The organism is Paraburkholderia caffeinilytica, assembly GCF_051027425.1.
Classification (GTDB): Bacteria; Pseudomonadota; Gammaproteobacteria; order Burkholderiales; family Burkholderiaceae; genus Paraburkholderia; species Paraburkholderia caffeinilytica_A.
Window position 1 is genome coordinate 3,773,546 of sequence record NZ_CP186552.1, and the last position, 22,230, is coordinate 3,795,775.

The following is a 22,230-nucleotide window of genomic DNA, read 5'->3' on the forward strand; positions in this document are numbered from 1 at the left end:
CGCGCCCCGAAATCTTGCTTCTTCGCCTCTCCATGACGCCCGCATTTTTGCCTGCTTTTTTATCTTCTCTCGCACGCCGTGTCGCGTTGCGTCCACACTCCTCTGCTTCCGTCGATTCCATGCCGCGCCGGTTCGCGCCGCGCGCGGCGGCATTGCTGCTCGCCTGCGCCACACTCGGCTGCGGCGTATCGCTGCCGCTCACCGCGCAGGCCCGCGTCAAGGCCAAACATCCGGGCATCAGCGTCACCACGGTGTTGCCGCAACCGGTGATGGCCGGCCTGCAGCGCGCGCACGTACCCTTGTCGTCGATCAGCGTGGTGGTCGAAAAAGTCGGTGACCGCACGCCGATCCTCGCGCTGAACGCCGGCAAGCCGATGATGCCCGCCTCGACGATGAAACTCGTCACCACCTACTCCGGCCTCTCGATCCTCGGCCCGGACTATCGCTGGCGGACGAGCGCCTACGCGGACGGCACGCTCGACGCCAACGGCGTGCTGCACGGCAATCTCTACATTCAGGGCACCGGCGATCCGAAACTCGTGCCCGAGGAACTGATCGACCTCGTACAGAAGATCCACAAGGCGGGCGTCAACGGCGTCGACGGCGCACTGGTGCTCGACAAGCGCTACTTCGACGCCTCCACCCGCGATCTGCCGCCGTTCGACGACGACACCACCGCGCCGTACAACGTCGGACCCGATCCGTTGCTGTACGCCTTCAAATCGCTGTCGTTCACGCTGACGCCTTCACCGGACGGCAGCGTCGCCATCGACGTGCTGCCCGCACTCTCGCAGTTGCAGATCGACAATCAGATGCACGCGGTCAATGGCCCGTGCCGCGGCGACGCCGCCTCCGTCTCGCCCACCGTGACGCCGCAGCCCAACGGCACCGTGGTGGCGTCGTTCGACGGCGATTACTCGGTGCGCTGCGGCCCGCGCACGATCAACGTCGCGGTGCTCGATCACTCCGCCTTCTTCGCGGGCGGGTTCCTCGCGCTGTGGCAGCAAACCGGCGGCACCTTCAGCGGCGCAACCCGCGAAGGCGCGGTACCGGTCGGCGCGCGCCTCGTCGCCACGCACCAGGGGCCGGTGCTGTCCGACATCGTTCGCGACATCAACAAGTTCAGCAACAACACGATGGCGCGCAACCTGTTCCTGACAATCGGCGCGACGGAAGAAAGGCCGCCCGCCACACCCGAGAAATCGGCACGCGCCATCGAGGCGTTTCTGCGCCGCGACAGCGTCGACATGGAATATCTGACGCTCGACAACGGCTCGGGTCTCTCGCGCGACGAGCACGTCACCGCGCTCTCGCTCGCCGATCTGTTGCAGCGGGCCAACGCGAGCCCGGTCGCTCAGGTGTTCGTGGAGTCGCTGCCGATCGCGGGTGTCGACGGCACGATGCGCAACCGCTTGACCAACCAGGGTGCGGGCGGCAATGCGCACATCAAAACCGGCACCTTGCGCGACGTGCGCGCCATCGCCGGTTACGTGGCCTCGGCGGACGGCAACAGCTATGTGGTGGTGAGCCTGATCAACGACCCGCATTCGGAAGCCGCGCGCGCCGCGCACGACGCCTTGCTCGAATGGGTGTACCAAGGGCCGTCCCAGGGATTCACGAAGGTCTCCGACCCCGTCGCCGAACCGCGCGCCAGCAAGCCCAGGAAAAACCCGCACAAGCGCGCCGCCCATTGAGTATTCCTTCTATAGAAGCCGCGCGCCGCAATGCGTCCAAGCGTGTACGCTGTCGGGCAGTGTTTGAGGCACGCGTAAAACGCAACGCGTAGTGCGCGAGCCGCGCATCCGTTACGGTCGCGTGGCCTGATCAAACAATAACGACAACGTCCGTTGCGGCAAGCGCAACGGCCAGGGACCACGGAGGAAGACACAATGCAATTCGATGCCGAATTGCTGCTGCTCGCCATGGCGCCAGTCTTTCTCGCATGCATTGGCTGGGAAGCCTGGCACCTGCGGCGCACGCGCCCAGGCGCGCGGCTCTATAGCTGGCGCGACACGTTCTGCAACGCCGCGCTCGCGCTGATGCAGCAAGCCGCCGACAAGCTCGCGTGGCTCGCGATCATCCCTGTCTATGCTTTTTTCTACGATCACTATCGCGTCACCACGTGGCAGGCGAACTGGGTGTCTTTCGTCGTGCTGTTCGTCGCTCAGGATCTGCTCTATTACTGGTTTCACCGCTGCAGCCATCGCGTGCGCTGGCTGTGGGCCGCGCATGTCGTGCATCACTCGTCGGAGCGGATGAATTTTTCGACCGCGTTCCGGCAGAGCCTGATGTATCCGATTGCCGGCATGTGGCTGTTCTGGATTCCGCTTGCCGTGTTCGGCTTTCCACCGAAACAGATCGTCGCCATCGTGCTGATCAACCTCGGCTTCCAGTTTTTCGTGCACACCCAGGCGATCGGCAAACTCGGCTGGCTCGAATACGTGTTCAACACGCCGTCGATTCACCGCGTGCATCACGCGCGCAACGACCGCTATATCGATCGCAATTACGCGGGTGTGCTGGTGATATGGGATCGCCTGTTCGGCACCTATGTCGAGGAAGATCCGCACGACGCGCCGGTGTATGGCATCGTCGAGCCGCTTCACACGTATAACCCGTTGAAGGCGACGTTTCACGAATGGACGTCGATGGCCGCCGATTTCGTGAGCGTGCGAGGCTGGCGCAACAAGTTGCGCGCGCTGTTCGCGCCGCCCGCCTGGGCCGCGGCTTATCACGCGCGCCGCGCCGCCGGCGCGAGTGCCGGTGCTGCGGTATCCGGGAGCAATACGAGCATTGAGGAAAACCATACGGCCGCGTTTCAAACACCGCGCAGACCGTAGAAGATTCTGTAAGCTGTCGTCATGCCGCTGAAGCGGTGGGCGCTGCCTGCAATACATGGCATAAGGGCCACACATACGAGGAGATGTAGTCAAAATGAATCAAACAACTTCGAAGAAGCGCAGTTTCGTACGCCTCACGCAGATCGCCGTCGCCAGCGCTGCGTTTGTGCTGCTTGCGGCTTGCGGCGGCGGGGGCAGCGATAACAACAGCTCGTCGAGTAGCACGCCGGCAGGCGGCGTGAAACTGCAGGTCGTGTCGTTCGGCGACAGCTTGTCGGATGTCGGCACGTATGCGCCGGTGATTCAGGCGAGCTTCGGCGGCGGCCGCTTCACGACCAACCCCGGCGAAGTGTGGACCCAGAAGGTCGCGGAGTACTACGGCGGCACGTTGACCGCTGCGTATGTGGGCGGCTTCGGTCAACCGCTGGTTGCGGCCGGCGGCTATGGCTACGCGCAAGGCGGCTCAGACGTCGTGAACGCCCAGGGCGAAGGTTGGGCGCCGAACAACGCGGCGGCAACGACCGTGCCGGTGGTGACCCAGGTGGCGAACTACCTGGGCGCGCATACGAGCTTCAACTCGAACCAGCTCGTGCTGGTGAACGGCGGCGCGAACGACATCTTCCAGTTCGCGGGGACCACCGCCAATCTGACGGCGCTCGCCACCGCGCTGCAGACGCAATACCCGCTGCTCGTGCAGGCCGGCAAACTGCCGAACACGCAGGCGGGGCAGGTACAGTTCATCGCCGGCTACCTGCAGCAGCTGGCCAACCCGCAGGTCGCGACGGCCGCCACGCAGCTCGCCGCGCAAATCCAGACCATCGTCAACTCGGGTGCGACCCACGTGGTGGTGTCGACGGTGCCTGATATCGGCAATACGCCGCAAGGCGTTCAGGCCAACGCAGCCTCGCCGGGCGCGGCTGCGCTCCTGTCGGGGATTACTGCGGCGTATAACGGCATCCTGGTCCAGAGCCTGACGGCCCTCGGCCTGCTGGGCACGGGCAAGGTCATCGTGGCCGATGCGTTCACGTGGATTGATCAGCAGTTGCCGAACTACCAGGCGCTGGGCTTCACGGTGTCCAACACCGGCACGGCGTGTAACCTGACGTCGATGGTGGCCAATGCAACCGCCTACGCCACCGCTAATCCGAGCGCAACGAACGGGTTGACCGCAGCCCAGTATGGCGCCCAGTTCGGCTCGTCGCTGTTCTGTTCGCCGCAGACTTACACGGTGGCTGGCGCTGACCAGACTTACATGTTTGCGGATCTGGTTCATCCGAGTACGCATCTGCATGCGTTGTTTGCACAGTATGTGCAGCAGCAGATTGCTGCGACGGGTTTAGGGAAGTAAGGGGGAGGCCGCGTAGCGGCTTGAGGGTTGAGGTTGTGTGAACGCTCGGCTTGCTGGTTAGGTCGGGCGTTTTTTTCAGCGACTTTTTTTGCCTACGACTTTTTTGCCAGCGGGGGTTTTTTGCCTGCGGGGGTTTTTTGCCTGCGGGGGTTTTTTGCCTGCGGCGCTTGTCTGTCTGTGGGATTGTGGTGTTGGGCTTTTGCTTGATTTGTTGGCCTGCTCGGCGCGGGTTTCTGTTCGCCTGCGGCGGTGGGATTTCTCTGATTTGCTTTGCCTGCGCGGCGCGGTTTTCTGTGTGCCTACGGTGTTGGGCTTTCCTTGATTTGGTTGCCTGCTCGGCGCTTATTGTTGTGTGCTTACGGTGTTGGCTTCTCCTTGGCTGGTTGCCTACGGCGTTGGCCTTTCCTTGTTTTCTTATCGGTTTATTAGCGTCGCCCCTGTGCGGGGCAGGCACCTACTTTTCTTTGCCTGCTGCAAAGAAAAGTAGGCAAAAGAAAGCAGCTCACACCGCTAGCTTATAAGCGGGGCCCTCGCACAGTTGCGGTAGTGGTGCATCTGGAATCGGTGCCCTCGCACATTCGGCCCTGGTGACAAGGCTGTCATGCTTCCCGCCTTGCACTGCGTGCTCGCCGGAAGGGGGCATCGGGAACGAGGGGCTTCGTTTGAGTATGGCGGGGGCCTTCGGCTTCGCCTCGGCGAGGGCTGGAAATGCCGTGATTTTTGTTGCGGAGGACGGCTGAGTGTCGGCAGCGGCAAGCAGTTTGATGAACTACCGCCCTGCACACGACTAGAAGACAGCAATGAACCAGTTCGCGATCCTCTACGAGGATCGCCTCACCAGATACCACGTGTAGGATGATGCAATCGCCTTGCACACAAAAAACCAGACACTCCCTACCACCACGGCGCGCGCAGCGCCGCCGGAAGTATGACTGCCTTGTCACGAACGTCGAATGTGCGAGAGCACAGATTCCAGATGCACCACTACCGCGACTGTGCGGGGGACCCGCTTATAAGCTGGCGGTGTGAGCTGCTTTCTTTTGCCTACTTTTCTTTGCAGCAGGCAAAGAAAAGTAGGTGCCTGCCCCGCACAGGGGCGACGCTAATAAACCAATAACAATTCAAGGAAAGGCCAAAGACCAAAGAACCCAGATCAGGGGAAAGGCCAACGCCATAAGCAACCAGCCAAGAAGAAGCCAACACCGTACGCACACAGAAACCCGCGCCAAGCAGGCAAACAACCAAATCAAGGAAAGCCCAACACCACGGACCAACAGACAAACAAGCGCCGCGCAGGCAAAACAACCCAGGAAAATCCCAAAACCACAGGCCCACTAACAAGCGCCGCAGGCAAAAAACCTCACTAACTTTGCGCTTCAAAAGCAGCCGCGGCCCGGCCGAGTCGATCGTTCACAGCAATCCACTCAATCGTATCCGGCAACTTCTCGATGAGAATCCGGCTCACATCCGCGCGATCCAGCGCCCTCAACAACCCATACAACTCACGCGCATAAACATGCGGATCTTCAGGCGCGGCAATGAAATGCACGCCCTCAGCATGAGCCCACTCCCCTGCGCGGGAAGCACGCGCCACCAACGCCACGCGCTCGTCACCTTGCCGCGCCGCAAGCAAAGTCTGCAATGCATCAAACGGCAATAAAGCCAACGGCGTACGCGGCGCATAGTGCGCCTTCAACGTCCCCGAAGCCCGCGGCGCAGTCGCGTCCGACCCGTCCGGCAAACGTGGCGCCTCGCCAAGCACATCGGCGATATCCTGCGGCGTTACGCGACCAGGCCTCAACAGCGCCGGAAACCCACGCGACAAATCCAGAATCGTCGACTCGATCCCGACGTCAGATGCCCCGCCGTCCAGCACGTGAATCGCGCTACCAAACTCGTCGCGCACATGCTGCGCGGTCGTCGGGCTCACATGACCAAAACGATTCGCCGACGGCGCAGCAACCCCACCATGTCCGCCACGCAGCGCGCTGAATGCTTCCAGCAAAGCCTGAGCAACCGGATGCGACGGACAACGCAAACCCACCGAATCCTGCCCACCGCTCACCGCGGCATTAATTCGCGCCGCGCGCTTCAGAATCAACGTGAGCGGTCCTGGCCAGAACGCATCGATCAAACGCTGCGCTTCCGCCGGCAAATGCTCGACCCAGTAGCTTGGATCGCCCTGCGGCGCCAGATGCACGATCACCGGATGATTCGCCGGCCGGCCCTTCGCCGCGTAAATACGCGCGACCGCGTCCGGACTCTCGGCGTCGCCGCCGAGTCCATAGACCGTCTCCGTCGGGAACGCGACGAGGCCGCCCGCGTCGAGCAGCGCGGCAGCGTGTTCGATCTGCTCGGCGCTCACAGGCAAGGCGCTTGCAGCGCTCCCTTCGGCAGGTTTGCTTTGATCCGGCATGGCGCTCGTGTCAGCTCGTGATGATATGCAGAAGCCGCGCGCAATCGCGTGCCGCCGTGCGGGCTTCTTCGAGCGTCGCGGCCGTGAAGTTCACGTGGCCCATCTTGCGGCCGCAACGTGCTTCTTCCTTGCCGTACAGGTGCAGACGCGCCGCCGGCATCGCGGCGACTTCGTGCCACGGCGGCGTAACCGCCGCCTGCTTCGGACCGCCCGGAAACCAGACGTCGCCGAGAATATTCAGCATCACCGCCGGCGAATGCTGGCGCGTGTCGCCGAGCGGCATGCCGGTCATCGCACGGACCTGTTGCTCGAACTGGCTGGTCGCACAAGCGTCGACGGTGTAATGGCCAGAGTTGTGAGGACGCGGCGCCATTTCATTGGCGACCAGCGACCCGTCTTCGAGAATGAAGAACTCGACGCACAGCACGCCGACATAGCCGAGCTTGTCCGCGATTTGCAGCGCGGCCTGCTGCGCTTGCCCGACCAGCGTGGGGTTCGCATCCGGCGCGGGGACGATGGTGTGCGACAGCACGCCGTCGCGATGCGTGTTCTGCGCCAGCGGATACACCACCGACGCGCCATTCGCCGCGCGCGCAATCAGCGCGGAGACCTCGAACTTCAACGGTAAGCGCTTTTCCAGTACGCACGGAACGCCCGCGAGCGATGCATGCGCTTCACGCACTTCCTCGGCGTTGCGCACGCGAATCTGGCCTTTGCCGTCGTAGCCCATGCGCGCGGTCTTGAGAATGCCCGGCAGCACGGCGCCGAGCGTCGCATCGTCGAGCGCGGCCAGCGCATCCGACGATTCGATCACGACATGCGGCGCCACCGTCACGCCCGACGACGCGATAAAACGCTTCTCCGCGATCCGGTCCTGGGCCACGGCGACACAACGTCCCGCCGGGCTGACAAACGTGGTTCTAGCGAGGAAGTCGAGGCTCGTAGCCGGCACGTTCTCGAATTCGGTCGACACCGCCGCGCACAGCCGCGCGAGTTCGGTGAGCGAAGCTTCGTCGTCGTAGGCCGCGCGGATATGGCGATCGGCGACCGCGCCCGCGGGACTGTTTTCGTCCGGGTCGAGCACGGCGACGCGATAGCCCATCGCCTGAGCGGCAAAGCAGAACATGCGGCCGAGCTGGCCGCCACCGACCATGCCAAGCCATGCGCCGGGCAGAATCGGTGAAACCGGTGTGTTGTCTGGGTTCATCTTAGTGGTCGGTCACAACCGGATGCGCATGCAAAACGTGCAGTAAAAGCATCCGGCCGGGGGTCAGACTTGGGGGACGTCTAAATGCAATCAGCCTTGGCGCTTACAGCGCCGGCAGCACCATTGCGTGGGCGGCTTCGTTCTGGCGCACGCGGAACGCAGCCAGTTTCTCCGCATATTCGGCACTCGTGCCGCTCAAAATCGATACGGCGAACAGCGCCGCATTCGCCGCGCCCGCCTCGCCGATTGCAAACGTGGCGACCGGCACGCCCTTGGGCATCTGCACGATCGAATGCAAGGAATCGACGCCCTTCAGATACTTGCTCGCCACCGGCACGCCGAGCACCGGCACCGTGGTCTTGGCGGCCAGCATGCCCGGTAGATGCGCCGCGCCGCCCGCACCCGCGATGATCGCGCGAATACCGCGCTCGCGCGCGCTCTCGGCGTATGCGAACATCTCGTCGGGCATCCGGTGCGCGGATACGACCTTGGCTTCATACGGCACGCCGAATTCCTGCAGAATCGCGACGGCGTTCTTCATCACTTCCCAGTCGGAACTGGAACCCATCAGCACACCGACAACGGGCGCGCCATGCGTATGGGCAGTCTGGACTTCACTCATCTTACGGCTTCCTTGTTTCTTGAGAGCGCCCCCAAAACTGCCGCTTCGCGCCAGCCCCCGAGGGGGTGAGCAAAGTTGGGGGCGGCCCGGCGCTTTCTCACGCGGGGCGGACCTGACAGGCGCGCGTAATCAGGCGAGCTTGTGTCCGGTCAGGCGTTCGAGCGCTTCCTGGTACTTCTCGCCCGTTTTCGTGACCACGTCGTCCGGCAGCTTCGGTGCGGGCGGCTCTTTCTTCCACGGCTGGGTTTCGAGCCAGTCGCGCACGAACTGCTTGTCGAACGACGGCGGGTTGGTGCCGACCTGGTACTGGTCAGCCGGCCAGAAACGCGACGAGTCGGCAGTCAGCGCCTCGTCCATCAGATACAGCTGGCCATGGTTGTCCAGACCGAATTCGAACTTCGTATCCGCGATGATGATGCCGCGCGTTGCAGCATAGTCAGCGGCTTCCTTGTACAGCTTGATCGAGATGTCGTGGATCGTGGCCGACAGTTCGGTGCCGATGCGGCGCTCCATCTCGTTGTACGTGATGTTCTCGTCGTGGTGGCCCATTTCGGCCTTGGCTGCCGGCGTGAAAATCGGTTCAGGCAGCTTTTGCGCGTTTTGCAGGCCTGGCGGCAGTTCCACGCCGCAGACCGAACCGGTTGCCTGGTAGTCTTTCCAGCCGCTGCCGGCCAGATAACCACGCACCACCGCTTCGACGAGGATCGGCTCGAGGCGTTTCACCACCACCGCACGGCCCTTGACCTGCTCGACTTCGTCAGCCGCCACCACGGATTCGGGCGCCACGCCCGTGAGGTGATTCGGCACCACATGCTTCAGCTTCTCGAACCAGAAGTTCGCCATTTCGTTGAGCACGCGGCCCTTATTCGGAATCGGCTCGCCCATGATGACGTCGAACGCCGACAGACGGTCGGTCGTGACGATCAGCAACTGGTCGTTGCCCACCGCATAGTTGTCGCGGACTTTACCGCGGCCGAGTAGCGGCAGCGAGTGGAGCGTGGATTCGTAAAGGGTAGACATCGTCGTGGTTCGCTAAAAGTGGGGCAAAAAGTGTGACCGGAACAAAAGGGAAACGCCGTTCCCCGGATGATGCGGGAACGGCGATCGAACGACAACCTGGCCAATCAGCCAGGTGTAGAGCCTGCTTATAGCTTAGCGGACGACTTGCGCGAGCTCGCCCGATTTGTACTTCTCCGCGATTTTATCAAGCGAAACCGGCTTGATCTTGCCAGCCTGGCCTTCGCAGCCGAATTGCATGAAGCGCTCGAGACAGATCTTCATCGCGGCTTCGCGCGCCGGCTTCAGGTAATCGCGCGGGTCGAACTTGCCCGGATTGGTCGCCATGTAGCGGCGGATCGCACCGGTGATCGCCAGACGCAGGTCGGTGTCGATATTGACCTTGCGCACGCCGTTCTTGATGCCTTCCTGAATTTCCTCGACCGGCACGCCGTAGGTTTCCTTCATGTCGCCACCGAATTCGCGGATTTCCGCGAGCAGTTCTTGCGGCACCGAGGAAGAACCGTGCATCACCAGGTGCGTATTCGGAATGCGCTGGTGAATTTCCTTGATGCGCTGGATCGACAGGATGTCGCCCGTGGGCTTCTTGCTGAACTTGTACGCGCCGTGCGACGTGCCGATCGCGATCGCGAGCGCATCGCATTGCGTCTGCTTGACGAAGTCGGCAGCCTGCTCCGGGTCGGTCAGCAGCTGTTCGCGGGTCATCGTGCCTTCCGCGCCGTGGCCGTCTTCCTTGTCGCCCTTCATGGTTTCCAGCGAACCGAGCACGCCCAGCTCCGCTTCCACCGTGATGCCGATCGAATGCGCCGCTTCAACCACCTTGCGCGAGACTTCGACATTGTATTCGTACGAAGCGACCGTCTTGCCGTCGGCTTCGAGCGAACCGTCCATCATCACGCTGGTGAAACCGCTGCGGATCGCCGCCATACAGACCGCCGGCGACTGGCCGTGGTCCTGGTGCATCACGACCGGAATATGCGGGTACGACTCGACCGCAGCTTCGATCAGGTGACGCAGGAACGGCTCGCCCGCGTACTTCCGCGCGCCGGCCGACGCCTGCATGATGACCGGGGCGTTGACCTTGTCCGCTGCGAACATGATCGCCTGCACCTGCTCCAGGTTGTTCACGTTGAATGCCGGAATGCCATAACCGTTTTCGGCAGCATGGTCCAGCAGTTGACGCATTGATACGAGAGGCATGCTTAACTCCTTAGATTGAAACGAATTCTGTGCCGCCGGCATCTTTTGGGGCGATTTTATCGCGAAGCAAGCCGCATACCCGTTCACACCTTCCCTAAAGCGCGTCACCTGCGGACCTTCACCGCACGCGCAATTGGAGTCTGTGCGCCGCCTCTCGCGGGGCATGACAGCCTGCTTCGCTCAATCAAGCCTGCGCCGATCAAGCAGTTTCCTGTCTACACCAAATCAATACGGCTCGCCGACGCGCACGATCTTCAGCGTATTCGTGCCGCCAGCCTGGCCCATCGGCTCACCGACGGTCAGCACCACCATATCGCCGCGTGACGCGTAGCCCTTGCTGACCACGGTTTCCAGCGCCTGCTGCAACGCCGTGTCGCGGTCGGTGCTCGTGTCCAGATGCAGCGACGTGACATTGCGGTAGATCGCCATGGCCCGTTCGCTGCCGACGCGCGGTGTGAGCGCGAAAATCGGCACATGCGTCCAGTGGCGCGACATCCACAGCGCGGTCGAACCCGATTCGGTCAACGCAACGATCGCCTTCGCGCCCAGGTGGAACGCCGTGAACAGCGCGCCCATGGCGATGGACTGATCGATTCGCGTGAACGTGCGGTCGAGGAAATCCTTGTCCAGCTCGGATTGCTCCGACTTCTCGGCTTCCACGCAGATCGCCGCCATCGTCTCGATGGTCTGCACCGGATACTTACCCGCCGCGGATTCGGCCGACAGCATCACCGCGTCCGTGCCGTCGAGCACCGCGTTGGCGACGTCCGACACTTCGGCGCGGGTCGGCACCGGTGCGTAGATCATCGACTCCATCATCTGGGTCGCGGTGATCACGAACTTGTTCGATTCGCGCGCCATACGAATCATGCGCTTCTGCAGCGCGGGAACTGCGGCATTGCCCACTTCCACGGCCAGGTCGCCGCGCGCGACCATGATGCCATCCGATGCGTCGAGGATGCCTTGCAGTGCCGGAATTGCTTCCGCGCGCTCGATCTTCGCGATCATCTTCGGCTTGATGCCGTAAGGCGCGCCCGCGATGTTCGCGAGTTGGCGGGCCATTTCCATGTCGGTGGCGTTCTTGGGAAACGATACCGCGACATAATCCACGCCGAGCGACATCGCCGTGCGGATGTCTTCCATGTCTTTGGCCGTAAGGGCCGGCGCCGTCAGGCCGCCGCCCTGGCGGTTGATGCCCTTGTTGTTCGACAGATCGCCACCGACTTTCACGGTGGTGTGGATCTCGCTGCCGAGCACGCGCACGACGTCGAGCACGATCAGGCCGTCGTTGAGCAACAGCACGTCGCCCGGTTTCAGATCGCGCGGCAGATCCTTGTAGTCGAGACCGACGCGGTCGTCGTTGCCGAGTTCGCACTCGGAGTCAAGCACGAACGGGTTGCCGGGAACGAGCGTGGTCTTGCCGTTCTCGAATTTGCCGACCCGGATCTTCGGGCCTTGCAGGTCGGCCATGATGGCAACTTCACGGCCGGCCTGGCGGGCCGCTTCGCGCACGAATTCGGCGCGCTGGCGGTGGTCGTCGGCGGTGCCGTGCGAGAAATTGAGCCGCACCACGTCGGCTCCTGCCCGAATCATTTGCAGCAGGATTTCCGGCGTGCTGGAAGCCGGTCCGATGGTAGCGACAATCTTGGTGGCGCGATGCATGAGTCTCCTCGTCTGGGTGAGATCGCTGGAATGAGCGCTGCGAGTCGGATGCGGAGGCTGCGCACCGAAGGGTGCTGCTGGGGGCTGCGCGCCGGTTGAAACCAGCGTCGCTTTATGGGGTGAAGCGGTGTTCGACACCAGCACGGGACGTGCCGGTGGGGGGGCGAGCGCGACCTCTTCGTCCTGGAGTTCTGCCTGCGCGTGGGCGGCTTGTCCGGTGGACAACTCCGCTGCCTCGCCGGCAGTGGTCAACTCCGCGAGCGCGAGGGGCAACCCGGATTCCTGCTGTTGCGGGGCCGCGGCTTCAGCCACGGCCGTTGTGGCGGCGGAGCGCGCTTCGCGCTCCCCTGCCTTTGCTGCTGCGGTGTTGCGCGGCTTGCCGCCGCGCGCTTTTGCAGACTTCGCCGAGGGGGAGCGCGTCACCACGTTAAGCCCGCGATTCCAGAACTTCGACGGCGGGCAGCTTCTTGCCTTCGAGGAACTCGAGGAAGGCGCCGCCGCCCGTCGAGATGTAGCTGACCTTGTCGTGGATGCCGTACTTGGCAATCGCGGCCAGCGTATCGCCGCCGCCCGCAATCGAGAACGCCGACGATTTGGCGATCGCGTCGGCCAGCGTCTTCGTCCCGTTGCCGAACTGGTCGAATTCGAACACGCCAACCGGGCCGTTCCACACGATCGTGCCGGCCTTTTCCAGTTGCGCGGCGAGCACCTTGGCGGTTTCCGGTCCGATGTCGAGGATCATGTCGTCGTCTTCTACATCGGCGACGGCCTTGACTTCGGCCTTGGCGGTCGGCGAAAACTCTTTCGCCGTGACCACGTCGGTCGGGATCGGCACCGAGGCGCCGCGGGCTTTCGCTGCGTCGATGATGGTTTTAGCCTCGGCGACCAGATCGGCTTCGGCGAGCGACTTGCCGATCTTCAGGCCGGCAGCCAGCATGAACGTATTGGCAATACCGCCGCCCACAATCAGTTGATCGACCTTGTCGGCCAGCGACTTCAGAATGGTCAGCTTGGTGGACACCTTCGAGCCGGCGACGATCGCCACCAGCGGACGCTTCGGCGCGCCCAGCGCCTTGCCGAGCGCTTCGAGTTCAGCGGCCAGCAGCGGGCCCGCGCAAGCGACCGGCGCGTATTTGGCAATGCCGTGCGTGGTGGCTTCGGCGCGGTGCGCGGTGCCGAATGCGTCGTTCACGTAGACATCGCAGAGCTTCGCCATTTTCTGCGCGAGCTCGTCGGAGTCTTTCTTTTCGCCCTTGTTGACGCGGCAGTTTTCCAGCAGCACGAGCTGGCCCGGCGCGACGTTCACGCCGTTTTCGACCCAGTTGGCGACCAGCGGCACGTCACGGCCGAGCAACTCGGCCAGACGCTTCGCGACCGGCGCCAGCGAGTCTTCCGGCTTGAATTCGCCTTCGGTCGGGCGGCCCAGATGCGACGTGACCATCACGGCGGCGCCCGCGTCCAGCGCGGCCCTGATCGCCGGCACGGAGGCGCGGATACGGGTGTCTTCGGTGATGTTGCCTTGATCGTCCTGCGGCACGTTCAGATCGGCGCGGATGAACACGCGTTTGCCGGATAGCTTGCCTTCGGCGATCAGATCGGAGAGACGCAATACCTTGTTCATGGGCGTGTATGTGCGAGTTGATGGGAAGGCGGTGGCGGACGACGCGCTCGGGTCCAAGCGCGGCAAACTCCAGCGCTTCGGCACGGCAGCGGCTCCACTGAATCGGGCGCCGGCGGCAAAGCCGCGGCTGTCGCGCCATGCAGCGGCGCGCTTATCCCGGGAACAGCCATTTTAACTGATCCACACTCCCTTCTGACCCGCAACCAGGCGAATGTCCCGTATTTGGAGGATGCACGGCGCATGTCGCGGCGCAGCATTTTCAGCTCGATCAATTACATGAAGAGGCGCAAGAGCGTGAACACGACCATTCCCACCACAATCGTGCCGAGCATGGTGCGCCGCCACAAAAACCATGCGAGACCGGACAGCGTTGCGTAAAACTCGTGGTTCGACGGGGAGAACGACAGCCCGTCCGGCGTTGCCAGCACATCGGGCAGCACGACGGCGGCAAGCGCCGCGGCCGGCGCGTAGCGCAGCATCCGCTGGACGCGCGCCGGCAAAACCGTACGCTCGCCGCCGATTAGAAACATGGCGCGTGTCACCGCGGTGACGAAGGTCATGCCAATAATGGCCAGCCAGATTTGCGTGGATGTCATCGGGAATCTCCGGCGCTGTTGCGGATGCGACGCAAATCGGCGCGCTCCACCATCAGATCGGCCGCGCTGCCGGCGACAATCGCCGCGATGACCGCGAGCGGCAGCGCGAGCCGGTACGGCAAGTCGAAAGCGAGCAGCGACACCACGCCGGCGACGCTGACCGCGACCAGCGTGGAGCGCGTGGCGATCGCCGACACCATGATGGGCAGCAGCGCCAGCGTGCCTGCCAGCGCGAGGCCCCAGTTGTCGGGAATCAGGCTCGCCAGCAGAATGCCGGCGATCGACGACACCTGCCACGACAGCCAGCTGCATATCGCCATGCCCCAGAAGTACGCCTCTTTACCCGGCACGTAACCGGTCTGGAAGCTTTTCTTCTGGAACAGCAGATAGATCACGTCGCCGTTGAAATAACCGAGCACGACGCGCCGCCACATGGGCAAATAGGAGAAATGCGGCGCAAGGCCGACGCTGAAGATCACGAAACGCGTATTGACCATCGCCGCGGTAAGCAGCACGGTCCAGATCGGCAACTTGGCGGCGAGCAGCGGCAGCACGGCCAGTTGCGACGATCCGGCGTAGCACAGCAGCGACATGGTGAGCGCCTGCGGCAGCGTGAGCACGGACTTGCTCATCGCAATGCCGGTGACGAGGCCCCAGGAGAAAATCGCCATCAGCGTGGGCGAATAGTCGCGCGCACCCTGACGAAAGGCACGACGATCGGTATCTGACAGACGAGCGAGCATGAGGCGAAACGCGTTGGCACCAAGGGGCGCCGCAACGAAGGGAGGTCGGCGCCAGGTCGTCAAGCACCCGCTGGCGCATCCGGATATGAATTATGCGTGCGCCGAATTATAGCGCCCACCGTGCGGCCAAATGCCCGTTTCGTGTGCAAAAGACGCTAAAATAACGCCCTCACACCCAACACCGCACCCGCTGGAGAATCGTATGTCAATGGCCGACCGCGACGGCAAGATCTGGATGGATGGCAAGCTCATCGACTGGCGCGACGCCAAGATCCACGTGCTTACCCACACGCTGCATTACGGCATGGGCGTTTTCGAAGGCGTACGCGCCTACAAGACGGCGGACGGCGGCACGGCGATTTTCCGCCTCCAGGAACACACCAAGCGCCTCCTGAATTCGGCCAAGATCTTCCAGATGGACGTGCCGTTCGACCACGAAACGCTGGCCGCCGCGCAGTGCGAAGTGGTCCGCGAAAACAAGCTGGAATCCTGCTACCTGCGCCCGATCATCTGGGTCGGCTCGGAAAAGCTCGGCGTGTCGGCCAAGGGCAACACGATCCACGTGGCGATCGCCGCCTGGCCGTGGGGCGCTTACCTCGGCGAAGACGGTATCGCCAAGGGCATCCGCGTGAAGACCTCGTCGTTCACGCGCCATCACGTAAACGTGTCCATGGTCCGCGCCAAGGCGTCGGGCTGGTACGTGAACTCGATCCTCGCCAACCAGGAAGCGATTGCCGACGGTTACGACGAAGCGCTGCTGCTCGACGTGGACGGCTACGTGTCGGAAGGCTCGGGCGAGAACTTCTTCCTCGTGAACAACGGCAAGCTGTACACGCCGGACCTGTCGTCGTGCCTTGACGGCATCACGCGCGACACGGTCATCACGCTGGCGCGCGACGCGGGCATCCAGGTGATCGAAAAGCGCATCACGCGCGACGAGGTCTACACCTGCGACGAAGCGTTCTTCACCGGCACCGCCGCGGAAGTCACGCCGATCCGCGAACTCGACAACCGCACGATCGGCTCGGGCGCACGCGGCCCGATCACCGAGAAGCTGCAGTCGGGCTTCTTCGATATCGTGAACGGCAAGAGCGACAAGTACGCGCACTGGCTCACCAAGATCTAACGCGCGCTGCGCCGCCCCTGGGCCCTCAGCCTTCCGGCGGCGCAACGCACGCACCCTGCATACAACGAGAACGTCCCCATGAGCGAAATCAAGGAAATGCCGCTGGTCGAATTGTCGGCAAAGGATTTGCCGGCGTACTGCCCGAATCCGGCCATGCCGCGCTGGAGCGCGCATCCGCGCGTCTTTATCGACGTCACGCACGGCGAAGCGAAATGCCCGTATTGCAGCACGCGTTACAAGCTGCGCGACGGCGAAGTGGTCAAGGGTCACTGATCTTGAGCACCGCGCACTGAGCGCCGATCGTTTGCGGCGCTCTTTGCTGGCGCGCCTGCTGCCCGGTTCGTCAGGTGACGGGCCGGCTGAGCTTTTGCCGCAGGTGGCGACAACGCAAGCGCTTCGCAGCAACGCCGCAGCCGCGGCGGGACCGGCCATGCCGGACTCGCGCCGCAAGGCTCGCGGCTTTCCCCTTTTGACACAATCGAACGCCACGCATATGGCTTGCGCGGCGCTTCGTTTCGACACCGGACACCCACTCTGATGCGTCGCGCGTTGGTTATCGCACCGAACTGGATCGGTGACGCATTGATGGCGCAGCCGCTGTTTGCGCGCCTCGTGAAATTGCATCCGCGCATGGTGATCGACGCGGTCGCGCCCTCGTGGGTCGCGCCCGTGCTCGAACGCATGCCCGAAATCCGCGACGTCTACGCCACGGACCTCGCGCACGGCAAGCTGCAGATGCTGCGCCGCTGGCAACTGGCGAGCGATTTGCGCGACGTCGGCTACGACGCGGCCTATGTCCTGCCGAATTCGCTCAAGTCGGCGCTGATTCCGTGGATGGCGAGCATTCCGCTGCGCATCGGCTACACCGGCGAGAGCCGCTACGGCTTGCTGAACGTGCGCCACGCGAATCCGCGCAAGGACGAGCGCCCGCCAATGGTCGGCCACTACGCCGCCCTCGCCTACGCGCCTGGCGCCAAAATCCCCGACGACCTGCCGATGCCTCGGCTCGACGCGGACCTGAACGAAGCCTCGCGCGTCTCCGCGCGCTTCAATCTGGATACGCGCGTGCCACTGCTGGTGTTTTGCCCGGGCGCCGAATACGGCCCGGCCAAGCGCTGGCCGCCCGAGCATTTCGCAGCGCTCGCGCAGATGGTCGGCCAGTCGTTCCCGTACACGCAAATCATCGCGCTCGGCTCGCCGAAAGACGCGCCGCTTGCCCAGGCCATCGCCGAAAAATCGCCGAACGTGCGTAACCTGTGCGGCCAGACCGCGCTTGGCGAGGCTTGTGCGCTGATCTCGCGGGCCAATGCCGTCGTCACCAACGATTCCGGCCTGATGCACGTGGCCGCCGCGCTGCGCCGGCCGCTGGTGGCGGTGTACGGGTCGACCGATCCGCGCCACACGCCGCCCTTGTCCGAGCTTGCGAAGGTACAATGGCTTCATCTTGAATGCAGCCCCTGTTTTCAGCGCGAGTGTCCGCTCGGGCATCTGAACTGTCTGAAGCAGTTGAGCGCCGAGCAGGTATTCGGCGATTTGCGCGGCATGTTGCTTGCGCAACGTTGAACCCGGTTGATTCGACTGATACTTGCACGCAACACCGCACGCCCCTGAGCGCGTCGCGTCATGTTCGCGCCTTGCGGCGCGGGCATTCTCGCGCTTAGGTGCGATTGTCCGGTGCTCCGGACTGTCCCGCTGACCGCTGCCCCGCAACCGCGCGCCGCGCACAAGAGACTGACGAGCCATGCCACGTTTTGCCCATATCTTCGAAGCCGCCGCCGATACGCTAAACGCCTATTACCAGGCCGTCGCCGAGGTGAATATCGACAGCTTGATGGGCCTGTGGATCGATGAGGAGTTCGTTAGCTGCATCTGTGCCGACGGCTCGCATCTGCATGGCCTCGACAGCATTCGCGCCGGCTTGCAGATCCAGCTTGAAGCCGCGCCGGTTTCGATTGAACCGCTCGATATTCGTGTCTACGACAGCCTTGGCACCGTGGTCTACGCGATTGCCGAAGCACACCGCCCGGCCGATCCCAAGGCGACGCCCACGATGGTGTTCACCACTTACGTCATGGTTCACGAGCGCGGCGAATGGCGGATTGCGCATATCCATGCGAGTCCGATGCCGAATGAGGCCGCTACCCAGTTCGCTACCAAGATGCGGCATGGCCAAGGGTCGCTGCACTGACACCTGATGGGTGTCCCGGTGTTTCACAGGTTTTACCTTTTTGCTTCGACGCTGGTATGAGTACGCCTCGCAGGAAGTCGCTCGCTCCAAAGGAAGTCCCGCCAGGGAATTGGGAGACGACGCACAATACATCCGCCTCTACCGGCGCAGCACGCGCCGCGGCCGCTGTCGATCTGCTCTACCGCGCGCCGCTCTGGCTGCCGAACCGGCATGCGCAGACCATTGTCCCGTCGCTGTTTGCGCGCCGTCCGTCCATCACATTCCGCCGCGAACGCTGGGATACGCCTGATGGCGATTTCATCGATCTCGATTGGGTGGTACATGACAGCGCGACTGGCGCCGCGCTTACCTCTCCGCCTCAGGTGCCCGCAGACGACGCGCCGTTGTTCGTCCTGTTTCATGGCCTCGAAGGCGGCTCCACGTCGCACTATGCCGCCACCTTGATGGCAGCCGCGCGCGAGTACGGCTGGCACGGCGTCGTGCCGCACTTTCGCAGTTGCAGCGGAACGCTGAATCGGTTGCCGCGTTTCTACCATCTTGCCGACAGCAACGAAGTCGACTGGATCCTGCGCCGTTTGCGCGCCACGCATCGCGGGTCAATCGTGGCAGCGGGCGTGTCGCTCGGCGGTAATGTGCTGCTGCGCTGGCTCGGTGAACGGCGTGAAGACGCGTCGCTCGTAATCTCGGCGGCTGCGGCGATTTCCACGCCGATCGACGTGCATGCCGGCGGCCGTGCGTTGTCGCAGGGCTTCGGCATGGTCTACACGCGGAGCTTTCTGAAGACGCTGAAGCAGAAGGCGGAGCAGAAACTCACGCAGTTTCCGGGGCTGTTCGACCGCGACGCCATGCTGGCGAGCCGAACGATGTACGACTTCGACAACGTGGTGACGGCGCCGCTGCACGGCTTTCGCGACACCAACGATTATTGGAGCCGCGCGACCACGCGGCCGCTACTGCCTGGGATCACCGTGCCGACACTGGTGCTGAACGCGCGCAACGATCCGTTCCTGCCGGCCGAAGCATTACCGGCGCAGCATGAAGTGTCGGCTTCGGTAGAACTCGATCAACCTGAACACGGCGGCCACGCGGGCTTTATGACCGGGCCGTTTCCGGGCCGCATCGACTGGTTGTCGCGGCGCGTGCTCGGTTATCTGGAGCGGTACGTCGATCATGGATGACATCGTCAAACAGGCTCTGGCCAAATGGCCCAATGTGCCGAGTTGCACCGGATGGCTGATGCTGGACCGGCGCGGCAACTGGCGCATGCGGGATGAAGCCGCTCAGGCCAGTGGCACGCCAGGCACACCGATCCGGCATGAGGCGTTGCTCGGGTTTATCAACCGGAATTACGACGCCGATGAACGCGGTCAGTGGTTTTTCCAGAATGGACCGCAACGGGTGTATATCGAGCTGGGTTATACGCCGTGGGTGGTGAGGTTGTCCGCCGACGCCGCTGGCGTGCTTTCCTTGACGGACCAGGCCGGCGGGGCTTTCGAGCCTTCTGCTGTGTTTGTCGACGATGAAGGCGGGATTCTGTTCGTCGATAGCTCAACGCCACCGAGAGTCGCGGTTTTACACGATCACGATCTCGAGGTTTTTTCCGATCACGCAACGTTGGGCGATGACTCGTTGAGCGGGGCGTTTCGCTGGAACAATGGCGTTGTGCTGCCCTTGCAGGGTGTGCAGCGCAATGAGGTTGCTACGCGGTTCGGGTTTGTGGAAAGTCCGGCGGCGAATGCCTAGGTTGTTTTGCCTGCTTATTTATCGCCAGGGCTCTTTTGCAGAGCTCGCGTTCCGGTCAGATGACGCAAGCTCGCAACCCTGGAGCCTAGCTCTTCTCGTCAAGCCGCTCCTCTTTATAGCGGCTCTCCATGTCATGTAACCGGGCGTCGACGGTAGCAAGGTCGTAGTAGCCGATCGTCTTCATATCCCGCGCTTCCTTCAGTTGCCGGATGGCTGACGGCCAAGCTCCCTCGAGCGCGAATTTTTCGGCCAACGCCCGATGCTGCGTCAACGTATCGCCACTGCCGGCGCTTGCCTGTGCGAGATACATCCACCAGGCAGGCTGATCGGGTTGTGCACGCGTTTCCTTCTGCGCCAGAGCCTGCGCGTCAGCAAATCGCTTCAAGGTGAGCAAGGTCTGGATATGCATGTCGATCGCAGCGTTCGACTGCGGCCAACGCTTCTGCGCAAACTCGGCAAGACGCGCCGCCTCGTCATCACGTCCGGCGCGGCGCGCGATGTCGGCCGCCAGCACGTCGAGGCTCGGCGAACTGCGCATGGGCTCACCTTCACCGCGTTCGCCCGCTGCAAACGCGGCACGCGACGCAGCCAGCGACGCCACCGCGTCGTCGTAACGCTCGAGCAGCATCTGCCCATATGCAATCCCGTACCAGTTCGCGGCGACGTTCAGCGCGGTACGGTCCTCGATTTCGGAGCGCAGGCGCGAGACCTCGTCCGCGTATTCACCGCGCGAGCGATCCTGCAGCAAACGCGCCCGAGCTCGCACAAAACCATATTCGGACGTCTGATGCGGTTGCCGGTATGGCGCACGGCGCGCACGGTCTTCCATATCGGCGATCCGTTCGCCAGTCAGCGGATGGGTACGCGCATACGCCGGTATGCCCGTGTCGCTCATCGCCGCACGATCGAGGCGGCCGAAAAACGTCGTCATTGCATAAGGGTCGTAGCCGGCGCCGGCCAGCAGCAGAAAGCCGACGCGGTCCGCTTCATGCTCGGCGGAGCGCGAGAAACGCAACTGGTTGTCGACCGCGTAGGCCTGGCCGCCGATCGCAATCGCGCTGCCAAGGTCGCCGCTGTGCGCCAGCACGCCCGCCAGGATGCCGAACAACAGACCGGCGAGCGCGGCATAGCCGCTGCGCTCGCCGGTGGTGATCATCCGCGAAATGTGCCGCTGCAAGACGTGTCCCATCTCGTGGCCGAGCACGGAGGCGAGTTCGGACTCGGTTTGCGTCGTCACGATCAAGCCGGTGTTCACGCCGATAAAGCCGCCCGGCAGCGAGAAGGCGTTGATCTGCGCGTCGCGGACAGCGAACAACTCGAAGTCCGGACGATAGCCGCCGAGGTAGAGCGCATTCGCCGCCGCAGAGAGCTTCGCGGCGACCGAGTTCAGGTAATCGCGCACGAGCCAGTCGTCGAGATAGTCGGGGTCGCGGCGCAATTCACGCATCACGCGCTCGCCGAGCTTGCGCTCGGCTTGTGGCGTCAACGAGCCGGAGCCGCCGTTGCCGAGGTCGGGCAGTTGTTGCGTGACGATCGGCGTACGCCAGTTGGTGGTCACGCCCGAGTTACCGGAGAAACGGCTTTGTGCGCCACCATAGACACCGAAGACGCCTTTGGCGATGTCGGGCGGCACGATGGGATCGGCAAAGGTTTCGACCGGCCCGCTTTCCAACGGCGGTTCCGCGGACTGCATGTTGAGCGCGAGGCTCGCGTTCGAATTCGTACTCGACGTGGCGTGCGCTTGCGCGAACACGCCCGGCGGCGCGGCGAGCGCGACGGACAACAACGCAGCGAGAAACCGTTTCGAACGCATCGCGAGGTCGGTAGGACGAAGTCGAAAAGCAACGCCCGCCGCTCGGATTAAGATAGCGGGCATAGGGCAATTGTAATCATCCCGGCCC

Annotated in this window: 19 protein-coding genes; 9 read left to right on the forward strand and 10 right to left on the reverse strand. The window is 63.3% G+C overall.

Features of this window, described 5'->3' with window-relative positions; all coding sequences use genetic code 11:
- Window positions 1-119 precede the first annotated feature (119 nt).
- The 3 genes from dacB (at window position 120) to ACOSV0_RS16690 (ending at window position 4,188) form a co-directional block, all read left to right on the forward strand.
- A complete protein-coding gene (gene dacB, locus ACOSV0_RS16680; RefSeq protein ID WP_434107232.1) occupies window positions 120-1,694 on the forward strand; it encodes a D-alanyl-D-alanine carboxypeptidase/D-alanyl-D-alanine endopeptidase in 1,575 nt (524 codons plus the stop codon).
- A 195-nt stretch (window positions 1,695-1,889) separates the two neighbouring features.
- Window positions 1,890-2,840: a sterol desaturase family protein gene (locus tag ACOSV0_RS16685; RefSeq protein ID WP_434107233.1), complete on the forward strand. Its 951-nt coding sequence runs from the start codon at window positions 1,890-1,892 to the stop codon at window positions 2,838-2,840.
- Window positions 2,841-2,934: 94 nt separating this feature from the next.
- Window positions 2,935-4,188 (forward strand): SGNH/GDSL hydrolase family protein, encoded by a 1,254-nt coding sequence (locus tag ACOSV0_RS16690; RefSeq protein ID WP_434107234.1) that lies wholly within the window; start codon window positions 2,935-2,937, stop codon window positions 4,186-4,188.
- Between the two features lie 1,363 nt (window positions 4,189-5,551).
- Here the strand turns inward: ACOSV0_RS16690 and ACOSV0_RS16695 are convergent.
- From ACOSV0_RS16695 to ACOSV0_RS16735, 9 genes are all read right to left on the reverse strand, one after another.
- Window positions 5,552-6,604 (reverse strand): L-threonylcarbamoyladenylate synthase, encoded by a 1,053-nt coding sequence (locus ACOSV0_RS16695; RefSeq protein WP_434107235.1) that lies wholly within the window; start codon window positions 6,602-6,604, stop codon window positions 5,552-5,554.
- 10 nt (window positions 6,605-6,614) lie between these two features.
- Window positions 6,615-7,811: a 5-(carboxyamino)imidazole ribonucleotide synthase gene (locus ACOSV0_RS16700; RefSeq protein WP_434107236.1), complete on the reverse strand. Its 1,197-nt coding sequence runs from the start codon at window positions 7,809-7,811 to the stop codon at window positions 6,615-6,617.
- A gap of 103 nt (window positions 7,812-7,914) precedes the next feature.
- A complete protein-coding gene (gene purE, locus ACOSV0_RS16705; RefSeq protein WP_120289708.1) occupies window positions 7,915-8,433 on the reverse strand; it encodes a 5-(carboxyamino)imidazole ribonucleotide mutase in 519 nt (172 codons plus the stop codon).
- Window positions 8,434-8,562: 129 nt separating this feature from the next.
- Complete coding sequence (locus tag ACOSV0_RS16710) at window positions 8,563-9,453, reverse strand: phosphoribosylaminoimidazolesuccinocarboxamide synthase (protein ID WP_434107237.1); 891 nt, start codon at window positions 9,451-9,453, stop codon at window positions 8,563-8,565.
- A 132-nt stretch (window positions 9,454-9,585) separates the two neighbouring features.
- Window positions 9,586-10,650 carry a class II fructose-bisphosphate aldolase gene (gene fba, locus ACOSV0_RS16715; protein ID WP_434107238.1) on the reverse strand — a complete coding sequence of 355 codons (1,065 nt, stop codon included), beginning with the start codon at window positions 10,648-10,650 and terminating at the stop codon, window positions 9,586-9,588.
- 225 nt (window positions 10,651-10,875) lie between these two features.
- A complete protein-coding gene (pyk, locus tag ACOSV0_RS16720) occupies window positions 10,876-12,312 on the reverse strand; it encodes a pyruvate kinase (protein ID WP_434110318.1) in 1,437 nt (478 codons plus the stop codon).
- A 427-nt stretch (window positions 12,313-12,739) separates the two neighbouring features.
- Complete coding sequence (locus ACOSV0_RS16725) at window positions 12,740-13,933, reverse strand: phosphoglycerate kinase (protein ID WP_434107239.1); 1,194 nt, start codon at window positions 13,931-13,933, stop codon at window positions 12,740-12,742.
- A gap of 272 nt (window positions 13,934-14,205) precedes the next feature.
- Entirely contained in the window at window positions 14,206-14,529 is a 324-nt protein-coding gene (locus ACOSV0_RS16730) for an AzlD domain-containing protein (protein ID WP_434107240.1), read from the reverse strand.
- Window positions 14,526-15,272 (reverse strand): AzlC family ABC transporter permease, encoded by a 747-nt coding sequence (locus ACOSV0_RS16735; protein WP_434107241.1) that lies wholly within the window; start codon window positions 15,270-15,272, stop codon window positions 14,526-14,528. The genes ACOSV0_RS16730 and ACOSV0_RS16735 overlap by 4 nt, the downstream gene beginning before the upstream one ends.
- Window positions 15,273-15,474: 202 nt before the next feature.
- Between ACOSV0_RS16735 and ACOSV0_RS16740 the strand changes: the two genes are divergently transcribed.
- The 6 genes from ACOSV0_RS16740 (at window position 15,475) to ACOSV0_RS16765 (ending at window position 20,329) form a co-directional block, all read left to right on the forward strand.
- The gene (locus ACOSV0_RS16740; RefSeq protein ID WP_175050802.1) at window positions 15,475-16,398 is read left to right on the forward strand and encodes a branched-chain amino acid transaminase; all 924 of its coding nucleotides are present in this window, start codon (window positions 15,475-15,477) and stop codon (window positions 16,396-16,398) included.
- A 78-nt stretch (window positions 16,399-16,476) separates the two neighbouring features.
- The gene (locus tag ACOSV0_RS16745) at window positions 16,477-16,671 is read left to right on the forward strand and encodes a zinc-finger domain-containing protein (RefSeq protein WP_007180502.1); all 195 of its coding nucleotides are present in this window, start codon (window positions 16,477-16,479) and stop codon (window positions 16,669-16,671) included.
- A gap of 264 nt (window positions 16,672-16,935) precedes the next feature.
- Complete coding sequence (waaF, locus tag ACOSV0_RS16750) at window positions 16,936-17,961, forward strand: lipopolysaccharide heptosyltransferase II (protein ID WP_434107242.1); 1,026 nt, start codon at window positions 16,936-16,938, stop codon at window positions 17,959-17,961.
- 178 nt (window positions 17,962-18,139) lie between these two features.
- Entirely contained in the window at window positions 18,140-18,586 is a 447-nt protein-coding gene (locus tag ACOSV0_RS16755) for a nuclear transport factor 2 family protein (RefSeq protein WP_434107243.1), read from the forward strand.
- A 56-nt stretch (window positions 18,587-18,642) separates the two neighbouring features.
- On the forward strand, window positions 18,643-19,764 hold the full coding sequence (locus ACOSV0_RS16760; RefSeq protein ID WP_434107244.1) for a hydrolase: 1,122 nt from the start codon (window positions 18,643-18,645) through the stop codon (window positions 19,762-19,764).
- Window positions 19,757-20,329 (forward strand): DUF2946 family protein, encoded by a 573-nt coding sequence (locus ACOSV0_RS16765; protein ID WP_434107245.1) that lies wholly within the window; start codon window positions 19,757-19,759, stop codon window positions 20,327-20,329. The genes ACOSV0_RS16760 and ACOSV0_RS16765 overlap by 8 nt, the downstream gene beginning before the upstream one ends.
- An 85-nt stretch (window positions 20,330-20,414) precedes the next feature.
- Here the strand turns inward: ACOSV0_RS16765 and ACOSV0_RS16770 are convergent, their stop codons facing one another.
- Window positions 20,415-22,142, reverse strand: a complete 1,728-nt coding sequence (locus ACOSV0_RS16770) for a M48 family metalloprotease (protein ID WP_434107246.1) — start codon at window positions 22,140-22,142, stop codon at window positions 20,415-20,417.
- Window positions 22,143-22,230: the final 88 nt, after the last annotated feature.

Coding starts and splice junctions, on each gene's coding strand:
- purE (WP_120289708.1), bottom strand. CDS start 8,433: ATGAGTGAAGTCCAGACTGCCCATACGCATGGCGCGCCCGTTGTCGGT.
- ACOSV0_RS16760 (WP_434107244.1), top strand. CDS start 18,643: ATGAGTACGCCTCGCAGGAAGTCGCTCGCTCCAAAGGAAGTCCCGCCA.
- ACOSV0_RS16700 (WP_434107236.1), bottom strand. CDS start 7,811: ATGAACCCAGACAACACACCGGTTTCACCGATTCTGCCCGGCGCATGG.
- ACOSV0_RS16685 (WP_434107233.1), top strand. CDS start 1,890: ATGCAATTCGATGCCGAATTGCTGCTGCTCGCCATGGCGCCAGTCTTT.
- ACOSV0_RS16740 (WP_175050802.1), top strand. CDS start 15,475: ATGTCAATGGCCGACCGCGACGGCAAGATCTGGATGGATGGCAAGCTC.
- ACOSV0_RS16725 (WP_434107239.1), bottom strand. CDS start 13,933: ATGAACAAGGTATTGCGTCTCTCCGATCTGATCGCCGAAGGCAAGCTA.
- ACOSV0_RS16695 (WP_434107235.1), bottom strand. CDS start 6,604: ATGCCGGATCAAAGCAAACCTGCCGAAGGGAGCGCTGCAAGCGCCTTG.
- pyk (WP_434110318.1), bottom strand. CDS start 12,312: ATGCATCGCGCCACCAAGATTGTCGCTACCATCGGACCGGCTTCCAGC.
- ACOSV0_RS16710 (WP_434107237.1), bottom strand. CDS start 9,453: ATGTCTACCCTTTACGAATCCACGCTCCACTCGCTGCCGCTACTCGGC.
- ACOSV0_RS16730 (WP_434107240.1), bottom strand. CDS start 14,529: ATGACATCCACGCAAATCTGGCTGGCCATTATTGGCATGACCTTCGTC.
- ACOSV0_RS16735 (WP_434107241.1), bottom strand. CDS start 15,272: ATGCTCGCTCGTCTGTCAGATACCGATCGTCGTGCCTTTCGTCAGGGT.
- waaF (WP_434107242.1), top strand. CDS start 16,936: ATGCGTCGCGCGTTGGTTATCGCACCGAACTGGATCGGTGACGCATTG.
- ACOSV0_RS16770 (WP_434107246.1), bottom strand. CDS start 22,142: ATGCGTTCGAAACGGTTTCTCGCTGCGTTGTTGTCCGTCGCGCTCGCC.
- fba (WP_434107238.1), bottom strand. CDS start 10,650: ATGCCTCTCGTATCAATGCGTCAACTGCTGGACCATGCTGCCGAAAAC.
- ACOSV0_RS16755 (WP_434107243.1), top strand. CDS start 18,140: ATGCCACGTTTTGCCCATATCTTCGAAGCCGCCGCCGATACGCTAAAC.
- ACOSV0_RS16765 (WP_434107245.1), top strand. CDS start 19,757: ATGGATGACATCGTCAAACAGGCTCTGGCCAAATGGCCCAATGTGCCG.
- ACOSV0_RS16690 (WP_434107234.1), top strand. CDS start 2,935: ATGAATCAAACAACTTCGAAGAAGCGCAGTTTCGTACGCCTCACGCAG.
- dacB (WP_434107232.1), top strand. CDS start 120: ATGCCGCGCCGGTTCGCGCCGCGCGCGGCGGCATTGCTGCTCGCCTGC.
- ACOSV0_RS16745 (WP_007180502.1), top strand. CDS start 16,477: ATGAGCGAAATCAAGGAAATGCCGCTGGTCGAATTGTCGGCAAAGGAT.